The organism is Rhizobium sp. NFR07, from assembly GCF_900111905.1.
Lineage (GTDB): Bacteria > Pseudomonadota > Alphaproteobacteria > Rhizobiales > Rhizobiaceae > Neorhizobium.
The window spans coordinates 1-13821 of sequence record NZ_FOKM01000021.1 but is presented as its reverse complement, the minus strand read 5'-3'; the positions used below and the strand labels follow the sequence as shown (position 1 = coordinate 13821).

Sequence of the window (13821 nt, the reverse complement as noted above, 5' to 3'; positions counted from 1 at the left end):
GGCGCGCTTCAACCTGTCGCCGCGCAACCAGATGAATTGGGCCATTGGTCGACAGGATTGCGGGGGAAATTGGACTGTGCCCCGAAGCAACCCTACCGATCGAAGAGTTACCAGAGCATGAGGTAGCGTCCCCGAGTGAGGTCACTTCTCGTGATCAACCGCCTCCCCTGCGACACCAGTCCAGGGATGCTTGCGAACTTCATAAGTCGAGCGTTGGGGTGCAGGAAATGTAGGATCAGCAAATGCGCCTACTGGGATCGCATAGACCCCGGGTGTATCTTCATTCTCATAAAAGACGGTCGAGCCGCAATTCGGGCAAAAATGGTAGCGAGCCCACATGCCGCTATCACCAGTCCTTTCGTAGAGCCGCGAACGCCCTTCGATAGTCACATCGGTCTTTGCGTAGCGGGCCTGAACTGCAAAGGCGCTACCTGTTCGACGCTGGCATTCTAGGCAGTGACAAACCGAGACCTTCTGCGGTTCTTCACCACACTTTACCAGCAGCTTTCCACACCTACATCCCGCCACTCGCAATTTCATATTGGACCTCGATGGCATGAGAGCCGGCAATTACGACTTCTTTCTGAGTGCGCTCGGCTTGTGCGCGGCTTTGGCCCCAGTCTTGGAACTTTCGACGATAAGCTGAGGGTCTGCCTTGGAAGCCTTTACCTCATGCCCTTTGATTTTTGTCGGGCTTGTTTGCTTTTGGACGACCTTTCCCGTGGTCTCACCCTGGCTTGTTTTCCAAGCGACGGTGTCACCCTTCTTCAACTCCTTGGCCACATGCTCTCTCCCTTACTACTACGCCAGCAGAACATGTGAGGTGGTTTATGGTTCCGCTCAATGGATCCCCCTGACGGCAGAGAGCTACGATGGTGTTGTGTACGGCAGACACACCGTTCATCGATCTTCGATCGCTTGGATTGAGGCTTACAGCTGCTCGTTCATTTCCTTGAGCAACCTCTTGCGTTCCCGCCTTTGAGTGATCTGACGCGTCAATGCTTCCGAAGCTCGTATTCCCGATCCGCTGGCAGACTTCGTGACCTCGAATTTGCGCGTCGCGCCGATCAGCAGATCTTCGGAGCCGTAGATACCGAGGATCGTAATCTCTATACTTTCTGCAATGCTATCGAGCTTCTCCGCGAGATGTTCACCTGCTTCAATCGCGTTCACCTCGGCATACTCAATAATGCAGTCGAAGGTGCCCATATCCGCCATCGTGCCGGGCTGGAGAGGGCCCTGGCGCGTCATGCGCTGCCAGCCAGTGTCGACGCCAGATCGTCGTATATCTTCAGCGTCAGTGATGTAGGCTGTATAGGTGGTCCCTCCAGCCATTACCTTGGCAACGACACTTTGAATATGGACGGGTTCCCGGCTCATGTTCGTAACGAGACAATGAGCGTTGAGTGCCCGCCCCTCTCCGTGGTTGATCACGAGCATCGGCTTGACTTGCCTTCGATGCCCTCCAACGAAGATCTGGAGGTAAACGGCCCATATACAAAGGGTTCCAAGGCTGGCCGCAGCGGAGACGATCGGAGCGTTTGCTTGCATTAACTCTAGCATTCGAAATTCTCTGTCTCTGATTTTCAGGCTAGGTGTGTGCGAAGGAAGTCCAGGCCAAGACCTGCGCCCGTCATCGAGATTGTATGACCAACATTTGGCTCGACCTTCAGATCAAAATTGAAACCAGCCGCTTGGATTGGGACGCGGCAAGGGTCGATGCGAATGGCGGTATGGTTCGATCATTCTGTCCGTGAACCAGAAGAACCGGTGTGCCGCGGCCGTCGGAAGAAACCGGGATGAGTAGGAGAAGGCCGGAATAGCCAATGAGCGCGCCGACTATCCATCTGCTAGGCGCGACCGCGTCCGGAGCCACAATCGCCCCCTGTGAGACACCGACAAAGGCGACCCGATCGAGTGCTTCTTCAAACCGCTCGCGCCTGAAGATCTGATCGAACGCGCGATCGAATGCATTGCGTATTTCGGCAAGGCGATCAGGCCGGAGTTGATTGCCGTCGACTTGAAACCAGAGATGACCAGGTCCGGGCACCTTGCGAAACGACGCGGCCGGCGTGGCGAACCGCGCAGCAGGTAGGCTCGTCTTCCAGGACCAGGCGATTGGCATCATCTGCGCGCCTGACGCACCAATGCCATGTAAGAGAATGATAAGTCTGGTCGTCGGTGCCAAGCTCGCAGACTTTCAGTGTGAGATCAAAGACAGAGAGCGCTCAACCCTTTAAGGCGAGCGCCCTCTTGACCCAGACATAGGCTATGTGAAATTCGCCAACGTGTCGCGTTATCAACCACGCGCTTGGGCCCTAGGCGATGGCTTCCGCTCTCGATTACAAGATCAGAGCTGTGCGGCGGTCGTTTCGAACCAGGCTCTGTGGCGGACCTCATCCTGGTGAGCCTTCATGAAAAAGGCCTTCGTTTCCGGCCGAGCGTCAGCGTGCTGCGAGGCACGCTCATACGCGGTGACAGTGTCTTCCTCGTTGCTCTTCATAGCCTTGAGGATGGTCTTGTCGCCGAACATGTCCGCGAGCGCGATCTTGCCAGTCGTCAGCATTTGTTTCATGTCGCCATCAGTTGGAGCCACAACGCCAGCTTCCGTCGCGATCTCGTTGAGTGTCGACAGGTGCTGAAGATGATCCTGATGAAATTCAGCGACCTTCGCGCTCAGCGCCTTGTCATCAAGTCGTTCGATCGTGGACTGATAAGCTGCAATCGCATCATGTTCGAGATAAATGAGATCCTTTACGAGCTTACCGAAATCACTTTCGTTGCCGACCATCGTCACCATTGCTATCTCCCTTAGGTTTTTTGGTGCAGAAGAAAGGCTTGTCGGTAGCGGACGTTCCAGAACATCCAACATCGTACGATATCGTACGCCGGGATCGGCGAGCGCAACTGGACCTCGGTAAATGACGAAATATGCGCCTTATAGTGTTGCGCGGACCTAAGCGGGCTTTCCCCACTTAGTCTGCGCCAAGAGATTGGTGCGTCTTTCAGCCGCAAGCCCTATACCTGTTGAGTGTTGCAAAGCTTGGGAGCACGAAGCCGCGCTATGATCGAGAATATTGAAACGACGATTTTGAAGTTCGTCGCAAGCCGGCCTGGTGGAACAACGTGTCCGAGCGAAGTGGCGCGCAGCCTTGCGAAGGATCACAACGCCCCGCTCGAATGGCGCAAATTCATGCCGGTCGTCCATGAAGCGGTAGATGTCTTGATTGCGCGCGGCGAAATTACCCTTACATGGAAATCTGTCGTAATGAGCGAGCGAGCGGGCCCTTACCGAATAAGCGATGGTAAGCAAAAGGGCTGAGGCTTTGACCGATCGTAGCCGACAGGCCCTTGCGCGCCGACCTTCCAGGAGATCCTGATCCCATGGTCAAGACGAGGCACTCCTCCACGGTGAGGCGTTCTATAGCGAGCTCTTGCCAGGGAACGCACAGGTTCCTCGCGACCACGAGGATAGTCGCGAACGAGCGACTCCACGTGGTTAAGCTTCGGATCGATGGGGATGCGTGGAAGAACCCTAAGATTATCCAGCCTCAGGAAGCCTCGTCGTGGCACGATTGATGTAATCGACCAAGGCACGGGCGGCTGCAAAGGATTTTACCGTTTCCTCAATCAGAGTGGTGGACACCAACAGCTCGTCTGAAACGCAACGACACGCGCCAAAGTTCTTCAGATCGAAAAAGTCGAGCGCATCATGGTTTTTGACATACCCTTTGGCACTGACATCATGTCCGCCGGTCAGGCCGTTCGGGAAATACTTCTGAAACAGCGGACCTTCAACGATACCTCGCCACTTGCCAGTGTGGCTTGCGATCGTTTGTTTCAAGATGCGAGCGAGGCGTGGTGGCGGCAACAGCGCGCCGCCTCCACTGTAAGAACAGCTGGGTGAAATCTGCATGAAGTACGTTGCGGCAGCGTTCTTCGATAAGGAAACACGTACAGCGATCAACCCCGCTCCCTTTGAGATCGGCGCTTTTGCCAGACATTTTCGCGGGTCGGAGTTGGCTTCCGCGATACGAGGGTCGACCAATCCGGCGCTTGCGATCAGCTGCGATGTGAACTCAATCAGGTTGAGCCGCGCGCACTTGAGTGCGGCTTTGTTGTCGCTAAGCCACTCGGCGCCGTTATCGCGGGAAGCTTCCGCCAGAAATTTGATAGTCGATTGGTCAATCATTCTTAGTTCAATACCTTCCAAACCGATGTTTCGGACTCGAAAGGAATGAAAACATAAAGGGAACGAAAATATGTCCAACGCGAGTGGTCACGCTCCCCCGCGATGGTTGGATGAGATTTTACTCTGGTCTTGATGAGGGTCGAACCGCCGGCCCCCACAAGAACGTGGTCGATCAGCTTAGCGCCAGATTTTCTGGCCACTCTTGCGCGCCATGGAGTACGCGAAGAATTCGAACTGTCGTCTCGGCTATAGCGTAGGCGGCGATATACAGCGTGCCATTGATGACGAGTTCGCGTGTCCCGGCAATTCGACGCACGCGCCCACTGGCAGGAAAATCGAGCAAGCGACGGGCGGCAGCGGCTATCCGTTCATCGATCAAGACGGCAACTGCGCGATTATCAGCCTCGATGTATGTGAAGATGGCGTCACGATCCGATAACGCAAAAGCAGACCAAGTAAGTTTTACGATTCTGGCACACCAGCTTTAAGGCGGGCCGCCGCCCGACATTTGGCAAATTGTGCCTCGACCTCGTCGTCCGATAGATCCGGTCGAGTATCGCTCAACGCTTCGAGCATCTTGGTCCGAAACCAAGCGTCATGCGCCTCACTGCCGGATAGAAGTTCAAGAGGTAAAGCGCCCTCGTTAGCAGTCCGGATGAGCATGATACGAACCGCATCAGATACCGTAAGGCCCATGCTTTCAAGGACGGCAGAAGCACGATCCCGGACTTCAAGGGAGATGCGGTTGCGCGAGCACTTCGAAAAGCCCTCGGAGAAGCGCGCGAGAGAATGGGCCGAAGGCATCCGCCGTGCCCGTAAACTCGCTCAGAAAAAGCTGAACAGGGAGTTAGGTATCGGCCCCGCGAAGAGGTCGAAACCGTCACGATCTAAGTAGTCGTCGCGTGATTTCGCAAGACGGTCACCCGGCCAACAGAAGCATCGCCATATACGTCCGGTGGTAGTCAATGAACTCGCATCAGCCGCACTCCGAAGGCTCAGAACTCGCCGGCCATTACACTGAAAACGGCATCACCGTCATTGTGGAAATCTTCCGCCCTTCAGGCGCGAATGATTGGCGGATGGAAGTGACAAGCCTAGAAGACCAGCTCACCGACTGGAATGAACCGTTTGCATCCGCCCATGAGGCTTGGGAAGAGTTCATCTATGTCGTCAATACGGAGGGGATCGCGGTTTCCTTTAGCGTCTCCCGGTCTTATCGAGGAACTGAGATTGGCGATCGACAGCGGCAGACGGCGAATGATCTTCGATAGGTCCGCACCAAGTCGATGTCACGGGGCACGCGTATCGACAATGACCCCGAGTTCCTGGCTTGGCTAGAGCTGTGGATCAGTGGCGAGTACGAGATGTCCGACCTTAGGTCTCGATACAACGATCTCGTGGCACGTCGAACCCCGCGATCAAAATCTATCGCTGGCGCTCTGGAATCCGTTCCTTCCGCAGCTGCTATCCGGAATACCGACTGAACCTGACGGCGTCTTTTCCGGCAGCCTTTGCATCGTAAAGAAGCGCGTCGGCCTCATTCAGGAGCTCGGACACATCACGCTTCTCGCCTGTCCAGATCCCGCCTATGCTCGTGCGAACGTCGGCGATCTCATTGGGAATTGGGATAGGCTCCCTCATCCGTGCAAGTATCCGCTCAGCGGCCGCTTCGCCTGTGGACCGATCGCCCGCTACAACCACAACGAATTCATCCCCGCCCGTGCGTGCCACAAGATCGCTTGCTCTGACGGCTGAGGTCAGGCGCGCGGCTGTGGTTTGCAGGACGATATCTCCCATTGCATGGCCATGAGCATCATTGACCTCCTTGAAGCCATCGAGGTCGAGTGCAAGGACAGCAAAACCGTCAGCAGACTGTAATCCTGCAAATTCCATCGACAGACCACGCCTGTTCAGCAATCCAGTTAACGCGTCGGTGCGCGCTGTCTCCTCCAGCATCTCGATCCGGCGTCGTTCTTCGGTGAAGTCGATTGCCATGCCGACAATCTTGACCGGTCGGCCGTCGCTGTCGCGCAAAAGCCGCCGATCGCAACGCATCCAGCGTTCGCCATGCACGGTATTGAGGCGATACTCGGCGACATTCTGATCGAGCTCACCAGCAATTAGCGGTGTAAGATCGGCCTGGGCGCTGTCGTTGACGTTGACCCTGTTGACGTAGCGCTCAAGATCGAGCCGCGCCGCCGTTGGCCCACCGATGAACTGAGCCAGTCGATCCGATGTCTCGAACTTGCCTGTCAAGATGTCCATCTGCCAGAAGCCGCCACGGACGGCTTCAAGCGCCAACTCGAGCTGCGCCGCCCGCTCGGCAAGCTGACGCTCATGCTCCTTGTGGCGGGTGATATCCTCGATCTGCGATATAAAGCGGACAACCTTGCCCGCAGCATCACGCATCGCGGCGACTTGGATCAGGACGTGAACGATCTCTCCGAAAGGGCGTAGGTAGCGCTTCTCTATCGTGTAGCCGTCCCGCCTTCCCTGCAGCACTTGCTGGAACAGGATCAGGTCGGCCTCGATATCGTCTGGAGGGTAAAGTCCCTGAAATGCGTTTCCAGCACCTTTTCGAGCGGAAGCGACAGCAGCTTGGCAAAGGCAGCATTGCCACGAATGATGCGTCCCTCAAGATCGACTAGAGCGATCCCAATCGGAGCATTCTCGAAGGCAAAGTCGAACAACGCTAGGCGGGTTTCGGGGTCATCGGCCGTATACGGCTCCGTTACCATCTTTCCTCCAAAGACAAGAGCTTCACGGCGTTAGGTGTGTTTTAGAGGATGATAATCAAGGTGGCGGTCAGCATTGTCGCCCAACGGCAGGCTACATCTGCGCCGGCTCCTTGATGTCAGACACCTTCGAAATTATCTCGGGCCTTATCGGAATAATCGAAGGCTCCGATAAGGGTCGACCTTCGAGACCGATAAGATCAGGGAGGAAGACATGAATAGCAGGAGCCGGGGTCTTTCCACGAGCGACATACGGATACTCAGAAAGCTGCTGGGCCGCTACGCGGCACGCTACCATCTCGCGGGGCCAGAGAAAGACGACTTGATCGAGCGAACGTTTCAGGCTTTAGCGAGCAATCCGGAGATTTTCTTCGAAATCCCGGTCGAAAAGGCAGCCGCAGAGACAATGCACCGGATCTACGCCGGCCGCTAGCTTTGAAACTGTCGCAACTGGCTGTTACGCTCCGCCGATCTTCGCGCTCGTATCACGCCGTAGATGAGGCGGGACGTCTTCCAGCTCAGCAAGCTTGCCATTCTGCTTCAGAAAAATTCGAAAGTTCTCTCTGACTGCGTCGATCGGCCAATGCCCGTTTGCCGCTTCACGACAGTATCGAACAAGGGTCTCGTAAGCGAGATTGCGCCTCTCCTTAGGCCACTCGTCAAGAAAATCGAATACGTCATCCAGTCCGGTGATCTCCTGCACAAAATACCGGCGCTGTGCAAAGACGGGCTTGTCAAATTGAGCGAGCAACATGGCAACCTCCTTTGTTTGCTCGGTACCGACTGATGACTGAAGCCGGCCCTAGGTCGGGCCGGCTGATAGCAAGCGCCAATTCTTCTTGGGTGTTCGGGTCAGGCGACCTTGCGGTCAGCTTCGAGCCGGAGCGGCTCGCTGGTGGCCGGAGTGACGCCGATTTCGACCTTGCGCGGCTTCATGGCTTCGGGCACCTCGCGCTTCAAGGCAATTGTCAGCAGGCCATTTTTCAGATCGGCCCCTTCCACCCTCACATGATCGGCAAGCTCAAACTTGCGCTCAAGTGAACGACCGGCGATGCCGCGGTGGAGATACTCGCCTCGGAGCTCGTCGGCTTTCCTGCCTTTGATCACCAGAACATTGCGCTCCTGAGTGATATCGAGATCGCCTTCGCCAAAGCCTGCCACCGCCATCGTGATGCGGTAGTCGTCTTCACCAGTCTTGACGATGTCATAGGCCGGCCAGGTCTCGGTTGCGTTGAGACGCTGCGTATTGCTGAGCAGCTTGAACACGCGATCGAAGCCGATGCTCGAACGATAGAGCGGGGCAAAATCAAATTCAGTTCTCATACCCATATCCTCCGTAAAGCAACATGGAAGGAAGCGTTTAAATCCGCCTCCTCGGTTAGCCGCCCCCCCTGATTGGGCCGTCGGCGCTGACCGATTTGGTTTTTGGGATTTTGTCGTTCAAGACCCCGCTCGAAAATTTTTCCAGCTCTCTGAAATCATCTTGTTCGCTGAAAATCCGGTCCTATTTCGAGTCGCGATCTTCGCTTTGGGAGCATCGGGATGGAAGATGGAATAACCGAGATGTTTTCGGATGCTGACATTGAGATTTTGCCTCCGCAGCACGCCACTCAACACGACATGGCCATTTGCCTTTGCTGCTGTCGCCATCGTCCTAACTTCACCATGGACGAAGACGGCTGCGGCATATGTGACGAATGCTTGGCACCTTGACCCATATTAAGGAAAATGAGTGCTGCACTCCGGCAGCAAACTGAAGCATTGGCCGAAAGGAACATGAAGATGGATGCCTCAAACCTTTGTCTCAAACTACGTCTGAATCGGGGACTTGGCTTACCACAAGGCGCACGGCCCAATCGTTCATTTAGCACGATGTCGGTCATTGGGACTGATGGCAGTGTCCTTCTCAGCGGACGGCAGGCTAGGAAACCGAGAGAGAAGCGGCTCGCTGTCACCTGTCTGCGTTAAAGCCTCTTGATGGGAAGATCGGATCAGTTAGGCTCTTGAACCATATCGAACCGCCGTGTGCGCTCAACCTCTAACAGGAGATTCCCAGCATGCAGCAAAACGCTTAAAGACTCTGAGTCAGATGGGAAAACCGCACGACATGCGATAAAAGGTCGGGTAATCGGGTGCACCCGTAGGTGAAGGGAAGGTTGCCAAACGCAGGCTCAACCGCAAGCCCTTCGGCTGCAGCGCGCAGTAGCCCGGTCGATATGAGGGCCGCGCAAATGCCCGGCCTAGTAACACTCGGATCCGTCTGCCCCAGTACATCCGCGGTCATAAAGGATACCGATTTTGATAAGGTGCATCACCTTATCATTGGATGGGTGCGGTGACGATGACCCGCAGTCCCGGCGCGTCGTCCTCCTCGTCGATATTCCCCTTCAGACGGTCCATGATGGCCGCGAGAATGCGCGATCCGAAACCACTTGTCGGCTTTGCCGACTTGGACTTGCCACGGCCAACATCGGAGACGATCAAGCGCAACGAGTTGCGGTGCTGCTCGAGCTTGACGGCAAGCGGCCCCGGTGCGCCATCGTAGGCGTATTTCTGAGCGTTGATGACCAGCTCGGTAAGGATCAGACCGACATTGACGGCCTTGTCGGTGGCGATCAGGATTGGCGCTAGATCGAGCGTCAGATTGTCACGCCAGTTAGCGTCCATCGTGGTCGTCATTTCCTCGATCAGGCTCTCGATGTAGCGCGAGAGGTCGATGACCTCTACGCTTTCGTCCTGATAGAGACGCCGATGGACGAGCGCCACGGCGTTCAGCCGCTTTTGCGCTTCGTCAAGGTTCTGCTTTACCTCGTCGTTTGTCGCGTGACGGGCTTGCAGGCGCAGGAACGCGGAGACGAGTTGGAGCGAGTTCTGGACACGGTGGTTGACCTCCTTCAGAAGGTAGTCCTTCTGGGAGACAAGACCCTGGTTCTCACGTAGGCTAATGGTCAACTCGCGGTTGAGCTCGCGAAGGCGCTGGTTGTTGCGGTATTCGAGCATCAGACGCACGGCACGTCCAGCAGACTCGACCTCAGCATGTGTCCAGGGCCGAGCCTTCCCACGGACGCTTTCGCTCCACGCCTCGAACGACGAGCGTGGTGTCAGGACCGCGGCGGGGTCGTGCGCCGTGTCCTTGTGCGGGTTGCCCGCCCATTTAAGAACTTCGACGTGCTCTGCGCGGAACCACATCAGGATGGTCGGCACCTCGGTCGACATGGTGACCGCCAGCACGCCGCTAGCCACGTCCATATAGGCCGACGCCTCGTCCCATTTGGAAGAGAGACTTGCCGTCGCATAGGTCTGCTGGGATGCCGGGACCTTGAGGTGGTCGGCGAGTTTGCGGATGTCGATCGGATCAGGCGTCTTGCCATGGACGTAGAGTTCGTCTCCCTGCACCGCCGCAAACCCATCGGCATACAGCATCCTGGCGATCCTTTCGCCAGACTTGGCGAACAGCTCGTCCAAGGAACTCTCCGGTCCTAGGAGAGCGAGGATGCCGTCCTCCAGAGAGCGCAGGCGAATGCGTTCGCGGTGAAGCTGGGCGTCCTCCTTGGCCTTGATCTTGCGGGCCAGCGAGTTCGCGAGCGTCTGGCAACCCATTCGAGCGGTGAGCGGAATCGTCCGCGGCTGATGGTGATGACAGGCGATCAGGCCCCACAGGACATTGTCCTTGATAATGGAGAAGGACGCCGAGGCCTTCACGCCCATGTTCTGCAGATACTGGATATGGATCGGCGAGACACTGCGGAGCGTGGAGTCGCTGAGGTCGATGTCCCGCAGGTCCCTATCCGAGGTGAGTGGCTGCGGCACGTAGTCCACGTCCGGGATGACCCTGACCTTGTTTCGAAGGTAAAGCGCTCTTGCCTGCTTCGGGATGTCAGAAGCCGGGAAGTGATGATTCATGAAGTTGTAGTTGCCGGGTGCGACGCTTTCGCCCACCACGACACCCGCGTCGTCGTCGAGGAATTGGTAGACCATCACCCGGTCGTAGCCCGTCAGCTCGCGGAACACCGTCGCGGCGCTGCGACAAAGTTCGGAAACGCTGGCAGAGCGTTCGAATCGGGCGCTGGCAGCGTCGAGGTCGACCAAGTAGGGAACGGCCTCGACGGCCATTTCCTCGGCCAGGTCCATTTCGACGACGGCAAATTCACCCGAGCGGTAGGCGACGGCATTCAGGGGGTGAACCCTTCCCACGATCCGACCAAGGACGGCGAGATGCCCGGTGGTGATGGCTGACATCCGTCCAAAAGCGGATGCTCCGAGGATATCACCGAGCTGGCGGCCGACGGCGGCTCGTCCAAGGATGCCCTCAACGTCTCCGGCCTCACCTACGCAAACAAGTGAGTGGGCGTCTGCGATCAGCATGATGCAGTGCGGCTGGATCGAGCCTGGAACATGGATCGGCTCGACATCGCAGGCCGTGACGTTTTGTTGAAGCATAGCCGGCCTTTGCGCGTCGTCTTTAAAGCCGGCAATGCCGACGACGCCTGCAGGACACCGGCGTTTCCTCCGTTGATTAGCACGAGCTGGAATGACGATCAAAAAACCACGGGTTGCGGCTGAAGCACTTATTACCGAAACGCTTGTATTGACGTTATCGGCGGCATCATTAGTTACCCGTCGACCCTGCATTCGATCGGACACCCGAATGAACGATACGCAACAGACCCGTCTTGCACGCGAGGCAGGCCAACGACTTCTCGCCGAACACATGTCGGAAGACCCGTTCGCGGCAGCGTTCAAGGCAACCCGTATGCCGATGCTGATCACGGATCCCCGCCAAGACGACAATCCGATCATCTTCTGCAACAACGCCTTTTGTCAGCTTTCGGGATATAGCGAAGAAGAGCTGATCGGCCGCAACTGCCGCCTGCTGCAAGGCACAGACACGGACCCTGAAGCCATTGCGAAAATCAGGCAGGCCATTGCTGCAAAGGCAGACCTTTCTATCGACATCCTGAACTACCGCAAGGATGGCTCGCCGTTCTGGAACGCACTCTTCGTCAGTCCGGTCCGAAACGAGGCGGGCGAGGTCATTTACTTTTTCGCCTCTCAGCTCGACTTTACAAACATTAAGAGCAAGGAGGCGGAGTTGGCGCGCGCCCGCCATATTGCAGAAGAAGAGGTTGCTGATCGCACCGCCGACCTGACGAACGCACTTAAGGCCAAAACCCTCCTGGTTCACGAGGTTGATCATCGGGTCAAGAACAACCTCTTAACCATCGCGTCCATCGTCAAGCTCCAAGCGCGCATGTCGGAGGATGACACTGCCCGAAAGACACTCCGGTCGGTTCTCAACCGCGTTGAGGCGCTGAGTACCGTGCAGCGCAAGCTACTAAACGACGATGACGTTGGCCATTTCGACGTCGCCGACTTCGCGCAGGAGCTGGTCCACGACCTAGTTAGCGCACTAAGGCGGAGCGATATCCGCGTAACCACGGATTTGCACGAAGTCGTCGTTCCCGCCGCTAAGGCCTCTCCCATCGCGTTGGTGGTCAACGAACTGATCGGGGATGCCGTGCGGCGCGGACTGGGTGACGGTGGCGGCGAAATACATCTCGAGGTCCGGCGGCTGAACGGGCACTTCCTGATCAGGGTCTCCGATACGGTATCCCCAGTAGAAGCAGATAGGGAAGAACAAGCGTTCAGCGCCATGATGCTTGAAACTTCCGCACGACAGCTGGGTGCCAAGATCGAGAAGACCGTCGAAGGCCATCGGACGGACGTCCGCGTCACCCTTCTCGTTGACGAACATAAGGACTGAAGAATGCGTATCATGATCGTGGAAGACGAGGCGCTGTTGGCGCTGGAAATGGAAAGCGAACTCGAGGCCGCTGGCCACGAAGTGGTTGGCCTTGCCGCTGAGAGCAAAACTGCGAAAGAACTGATCGGAGCCGCGGCTCCAGAGTTTGCGTTCGTCGACATCCAGCTACTGGATGGCCCGACAGGCATTGATGTCGGCAGGGAGCTGGCATCACAAGGCGTGCCCTATGTGTTCGTGTCGGGAAACCTCAAGCGAATACCCGACGACTACGCGGGCGCGATCGGCGGCATCGAGAAGCCCTACACTGTCAACGGGTTCCAGAATGCTCTCACCTATCTGGTAGCCTATGTCGGTGGGATGCGTGGCGCACAAGTGCCCCCGAGCCTCGTCCTCGCGAGCTCCGCTCAGGCGGCATGAATTCTATTGCTTATGGGCCTCCAGGGTAGCGATTCAGGCTTTGACCATGACGCGAACCGTCTGCGTTAACACAAAGACTTCTCCTCACGCATTCGAGGTTTTCCAGCACCCGTAGCTCATTGACGTCATCTTTTCTTTGGGATGCCGTCACTTTCAACGTCATACCGCGAATTTGCGTCCGGTATTCGAAAGAAGAGCAAGTGTGCCGGCGCTGGGACATACGCTAAGTCGTCTGCCATGACCTCTCAGCCATCAGCAGAAGCAGCCCTTTTGAAGCGAGGCCATCGAAATGCACGGAAGGCAGAAATCGTGTCCAAGCGCGAATTTGCTGTCCGAACGTGCTCTGCCCGCATTTGAAGTCTTAGAGCAAGCGTCTTTGGTTACCCCGATTCATCCTAAAGCGTGTCGCATTTATTCCGCCTCATAACCTGCTGCTTTGAAGAAATTTCGGCATTCAGCGACTGAGAAGAGGCTGATGATATCACCAAGCGCTTGGGTTATCGCATCGAAGCTGCGTGCGGCTCGTTTTCGCAGCAACGCCTTGAGCTTTGAGAACGCCATCTCGATGGGGTTCAAATCTGGCGAATAGGGTGGCAGGAATAGAATCCACGCTCCCTTCTGCTTGACGAGTTGTTCGGCTCTTTCGCTTTTATGGAAGCCGACATTGTCGAGGATGACGACGTCACCAGGCGACAGTGTCGGCGCAAGTTGCG

At 56.6% G+C, this 13821-nt stretch carries 20 protein-coding genes and 1 pseudogene; 6 read left to right on the top strand and 15 right to left on the bottom strand.

Features of this window, described 5'->3' with window-relative positions; all coding sequences use genetic code 11:
* Nucleotides 1–141: 141 nt before the first annotated feature.
* From BM216_RS29765 to BM216_RS29745, 5 genes are all read right to left on the bottom strand, one after another.
* On the bottom strand, nt 142–540 hold the full coding sequence (locus BM216_RS29765; RefSeq protein WP_093003443.1) for a GFA family protein: 399 nt from the start codon (nt 538–540) through the stop codon (nt 142–144).
* A gap of 30 nt (nt 541–570) precedes the next feature.
* Nucleotides 571–783, bottom strand: a complete 213-nt coding sequence (locus BM216_RS29760; protein WP_093003441.1) for a hypervirulence associated TUDOR domain-containing protein — start codon at nt 781–783, stop codon at nt 571–573.
* 147 nt (nt 784–930) lie between these two features.
* Nucleotides 931–1440, bottom strand: coding sequence for a hypothetical protein (locus tag BM216_RS29755; protein WP_143102905.1), 510 nt, complete (start codon nt 1438–1440; stop codon nt 931–933).
* Between the two features lie 229 nt (nt 1441–1669).
* The gene (locus BM216_RS29750) at nt 1670–2128 is read right to left on the bottom strand and encodes an alpha/beta hydrolase (RefSeq protein ID WP_244530398.1); all 459 of its coding nucleotides are present in this window, start codon (nt 2126–2128) and stop codon (nt 1670–1672) included.
* A 222-nt stretch (nt 2129–2350) separates the two neighbouring features.
* Nucleotides 2351–2800 carry a DUF2383 domain-containing protein gene (locus BM216_RS29745; RefSeq protein ID WP_093003437.1) on the bottom strand — a complete coding sequence of 150 codons (450 nt, stop codon included), beginning with the start codon at nt 2798–2800 and terminating at the stop codon, nt 2351–2353.
* Between the two features lie 264 nt (nt 2801–3064).
* Here BM216_RS29745 and BM216_RS29740 point away from each other — a divergent pair, with 264 nt between their 5' ends.
* Nucleotides 3065–3322 (top strand): DUF3253 domain-containing protein, encoded by a 258-nt coding sequence (locus BM216_RS29740; protein ID WP_093003435.1) that lies wholly within the window; start codon nt 3065–3067, stop codon nt 3320–3322.
* Between the two features lie 219 nt (nt 3323–3541).
* Here BM216_RS29740 and BM216_RS29735 read toward each other — a convergent pair whose 3' ends face one another.
* The 3 genes from BM216_RS29735 to BM216_RS29725 form a co-directional block, all read right to left on the bottom strand.
* Nucleotides 3542–4192 carry a DUF2461 family protein gene (locus tag BM216_RS29735; RefSeq protein ID WP_093003434.1) on the bottom strand — a complete coding sequence of 217 codons (651 nt, stop codon included), beginning with the start codon at nt 4190–4192 and terminating at the stop codon, nt 3542–3544.
* 172 nt (nt 4193–4364) lie between these two features.
* A complete protein-coding gene (locus BM216_RS29730) occupies nt 4365–4661 on the bottom strand; it encodes a type II toxin-antitoxin system RelE/ParE family toxin (protein ID WP_093003432.1) in 297 nt (98 codons plus the stop codon).
* Nucleotides 4655–4996, bottom strand: coding sequence for a type II toxin-antitoxin system RelB/DinJ family antitoxin (locus BM216_RS29725; RefSeq protein ID WP_244530397.1), 342 nt, complete (start codon nt 4994–4996; stop codon nt 4655–4657). Before BM216_RS29725 ends, BM216_RS29730 begins: the two co-directional genes overlap by 7 nt.
* Between BM216_RS29725 and BM216_RS29720 the strand changes: the two are divergent.
* Nucleotides 4926–5087 (top strand): annotated as a pseudogene (locus BM216_RS29720) (30S ribosomal protein S21); the annotation flags it as partial. The gene BM216_RS29725 and the pseudogene BM216_RS29720 overlap by 71 nt on opposite strands.
* Nucleotides 5088–5157: 70 nt before the next feature.
* The gene (locus BM216_RS29715) at nt 5158–5463 is read left to right on the top strand and encodes a hypothetical protein (RefSeq protein WP_244530396.1); all 306 of its coding nucleotides are present in this window, start codon (nt 5158–5160) and stop codon (nt 5461–5463) included.
* 193 nt (nt 5464–5656) lie between these two features.
* On the opposite strand, the gene BM216_RS29710 is transcribed toward BM216_RS29715, so the two are convergent.
* Together BM216_RS29710 and BM216_RS29705 are read right to left on the bottom strand one after the other, a co-directional pair.
* Entirely contained in the window at nt 5657–6493 is an 837-nt protein-coding gene (locus BM216_RS29710; RefSeq protein WP_177230976.1) for a GGDEF domain-containing protein, read from the bottom strand.
* 215 nt (nt 6494–6708) lie between these two features.
* Complete coding sequence (locus tag BM216_RS29705) at nt 6709–6930, bottom strand: PAS domain-containing protein (protein WP_093003428.1); 222 nt, start codon at nt 6928–6930, stop codon at nt 6709–6711.
* A 211-nt stretch (nt 6931–7141) separates the two neighbouring features.
* Here BM216_RS29705 and BM216_RS29700 point away from each other — a divergent pair, with 211 nt between their 5' ends.
* Nucleotides 7142–7360 carry a hypothetical protein gene (locus BM216_RS29700; protein WP_093003426.1) on the top strand — a complete coding sequence of 73 codons (219 nt, stop codon included), beginning with the start codon at nt 7142–7144 and terminating at the stop codon, nt 7358–7360.
* A 24-nt stretch (nt 7361–7384) separates the two neighbouring features.
* Here BM216_RS29700 and BM216_RS29695 read toward each other — a convergent pair whose 3' ends face one another.
* The 4 genes from BM216_RS29695 to BM216_RS29685 all read right to left on the bottom strand — a co-directional run bounded on the left by BM216_RS29695 (nt 7385) and on the right by BM216_RS29685 (nt 11469).
* Nucleotides 7385–7681, bottom strand: a complete 297-nt coding sequence (locus tag BM216_RS29695; protein ID WP_093003424.1) for a DUF982 domain-containing protein — start codon at nt 7679–7681, stop codon at nt 7385–7387.
* A gap of 98 nt (nt 7682–7779) precedes the next feature.
* A complete protein-coding gene (locus tag BM216_RS29690; RefSeq protein WP_093003422.1) occupies nt 7780–8250 on the bottom strand; it encodes an Hsp20 family protein in 471 nt (156 codons plus the stop codon).
* Between the two features lie 117 nt (nt 8251–8367).
* Complete coding sequence (locus BM216_RS34330; RefSeq protein WP_177230975.1) at nt 8368–8577, bottom strand: hypothetical protein; 210 nt, start codon at nt 8575–8577, stop codon at nt 8368–8370.
* A 669-nt stretch (nt 8578–9246) separates the two neighbouring features.
* The gene (locus BM216_RS29685; RefSeq protein WP_244530395.1) at nt 9247–11469 is read right to left on the bottom strand and encodes a histidine kinase dimerization/phosphoacceptor domain -containing protein; all 2223 of its coding nucleotides are present in this window, start codon (nt 11467–11469) and stop codon (nt 9247–9249) included.
* Between the two features lie 106 nt (nt 11470–11575).
* On the opposite strand from BM216_RS29685, the gene BM216_RS29680 reads away from it, so the two are divergent.
* Both BM216_RS29680 and BM216_RS29675 read left to right on the top strand, forming a co-directional pair.
* Nucleotides 11576–12691: a PAS domain-containing protein gene (locus tag BM216_RS29680; protein ID WP_093003418.1), complete on the top strand. Its 1116-nt coding sequence runs from the start codon at nt 11576–11578 to the stop codon at nt 12689–12691.
* Nucleotides 12692–12694: 3 nt separating this feature from the next.
* Nucleotides 12695–13108 (top strand): response regulator, encoded by a 414-nt coding sequence (locus BM216_RS29675; RefSeq protein ID WP_093003416.1) that lies wholly within the window; start codon nt 12695–12697, stop codon nt 13106–13108.
* 411 nt (nt 13109–13519) lie between these two features.
* Here the strand turns inward: BM216_RS29675 and BM216_RS29670 are convergent.
* Nucleotides 13520–13821: transposase (locus BM216_RS29670; protein ID WP_143102904.1), on the bottom strand; the 302-nt coding region annotated here is incomplete at its 5' end.

Excerpts from the sequence above, each read along its gene's own strand:
- BM216_RS29765 (WP_093003443.1), bottom strand. The coding sequence starts at position 540 with ATGAAATTGCGAGTGGCGGGATGTAGGTGTGGAAAGCTGCTGGTAAAG.
- BM216_RS29755 (WP_143102905.1), bottom strand. The coding sequence starts at position 1,440 with ATGCTCGTGATCAACCACGGAGAGGGGCGGGCACTCAACGCTCATTGT.
- BM216_RS29705 (WP_093003428.1), bottom strand. The coding sequence starts at position 6,930 with ATGGTAACGGAGCCGTATACGGCCGATGACCCCGAAACCCGCCTAGCG.
- BM216_RS29675 (WP_093003416.1), top strand. The coding sequence starts at position 12,695 with ATGCGTATCATGATCGTGGAAGACGAGGCGCTGTTGGCGCTGGAAATG.
- BM216_RS29735 (WP_093003434.1), bottom strand. The coding sequence starts at position 4,192 with ATGATTGACCAATCGACTATCAAATTTCTGGCGGAAGCTTCCCGCGAT.
- BM216_RS29700 (WP_093003426.1), top strand. The coding sequence starts at position 7,142 with ATGAATAGCAGGAGCCGGGGTCTTTCCACGAGCGACATACGGATACTC.
- BM216_RS29680 (WP_093003418.1), top strand. The coding sequence starts at position 11,576 with ATGAACGATACGCAACAGACCCGTCTTGCACGCGAGGCAGGCCAACGA.
- BM216_RS29695 (WP_093003424.1), bottom strand. The coding sequence starts at position 7,681 with ATGTTGCTCGCTCAATTTGACAAGCCCGTCTTTGCACAGCGCCGGTAT.
- BM216_RS29750 (WP_244530398.1), bottom strand. The coding sequence starts at position 2,128 with ATGATGCCAATCGCCTGGTCCTGGAAGACGAGCCTACCTGCTGCGCGG.
- BM216_RS29725 (WP_244530397.1), bottom strand. The coding sequence starts at position 4,996 with ATGCCTTCGGCCCATTCTCTCGCGCGCTTCTCCGAGGGCTTTTCGAAG.
- BM216_RS29740 (WP_093003435.1), top strand. The coding sequence starts at position 3,065 with ATGATCGAGAATATTGAAACGACGATTTTGAAGTTCGTCGCAAGCCGG.
- BM216_RS29745 (WP_093003437.1), bottom strand. The coding sequence starts at position 2,800 with ATGGTGACGATGGTCGGCAACGAAAGTGATTTCGGTAAGCTCGTAAAG.
- BM216_RS29690 (WP_093003422.1), bottom strand. The coding sequence starts at position 8,250 with ATGAGAACTGAATTTGATTTTGCCCCGCTCTATCGTTCGAGCATCGGC.
- BM216_RS29715 (WP_244530396.1), top strand. The coding sequence starts at position 5,158 with ATGAACTCGCATCAGCCGCACTCCGAAGGCTCAGAACTCGCCGGCCAT.
- BM216_RS34330 (WP_177230975.1), bottom strand. The coding sequence starts at position 8,577 with ATGGCGACAGCAGCAAAGGCAAATGGCCATGTCGTGTTGAGTGGCGTG.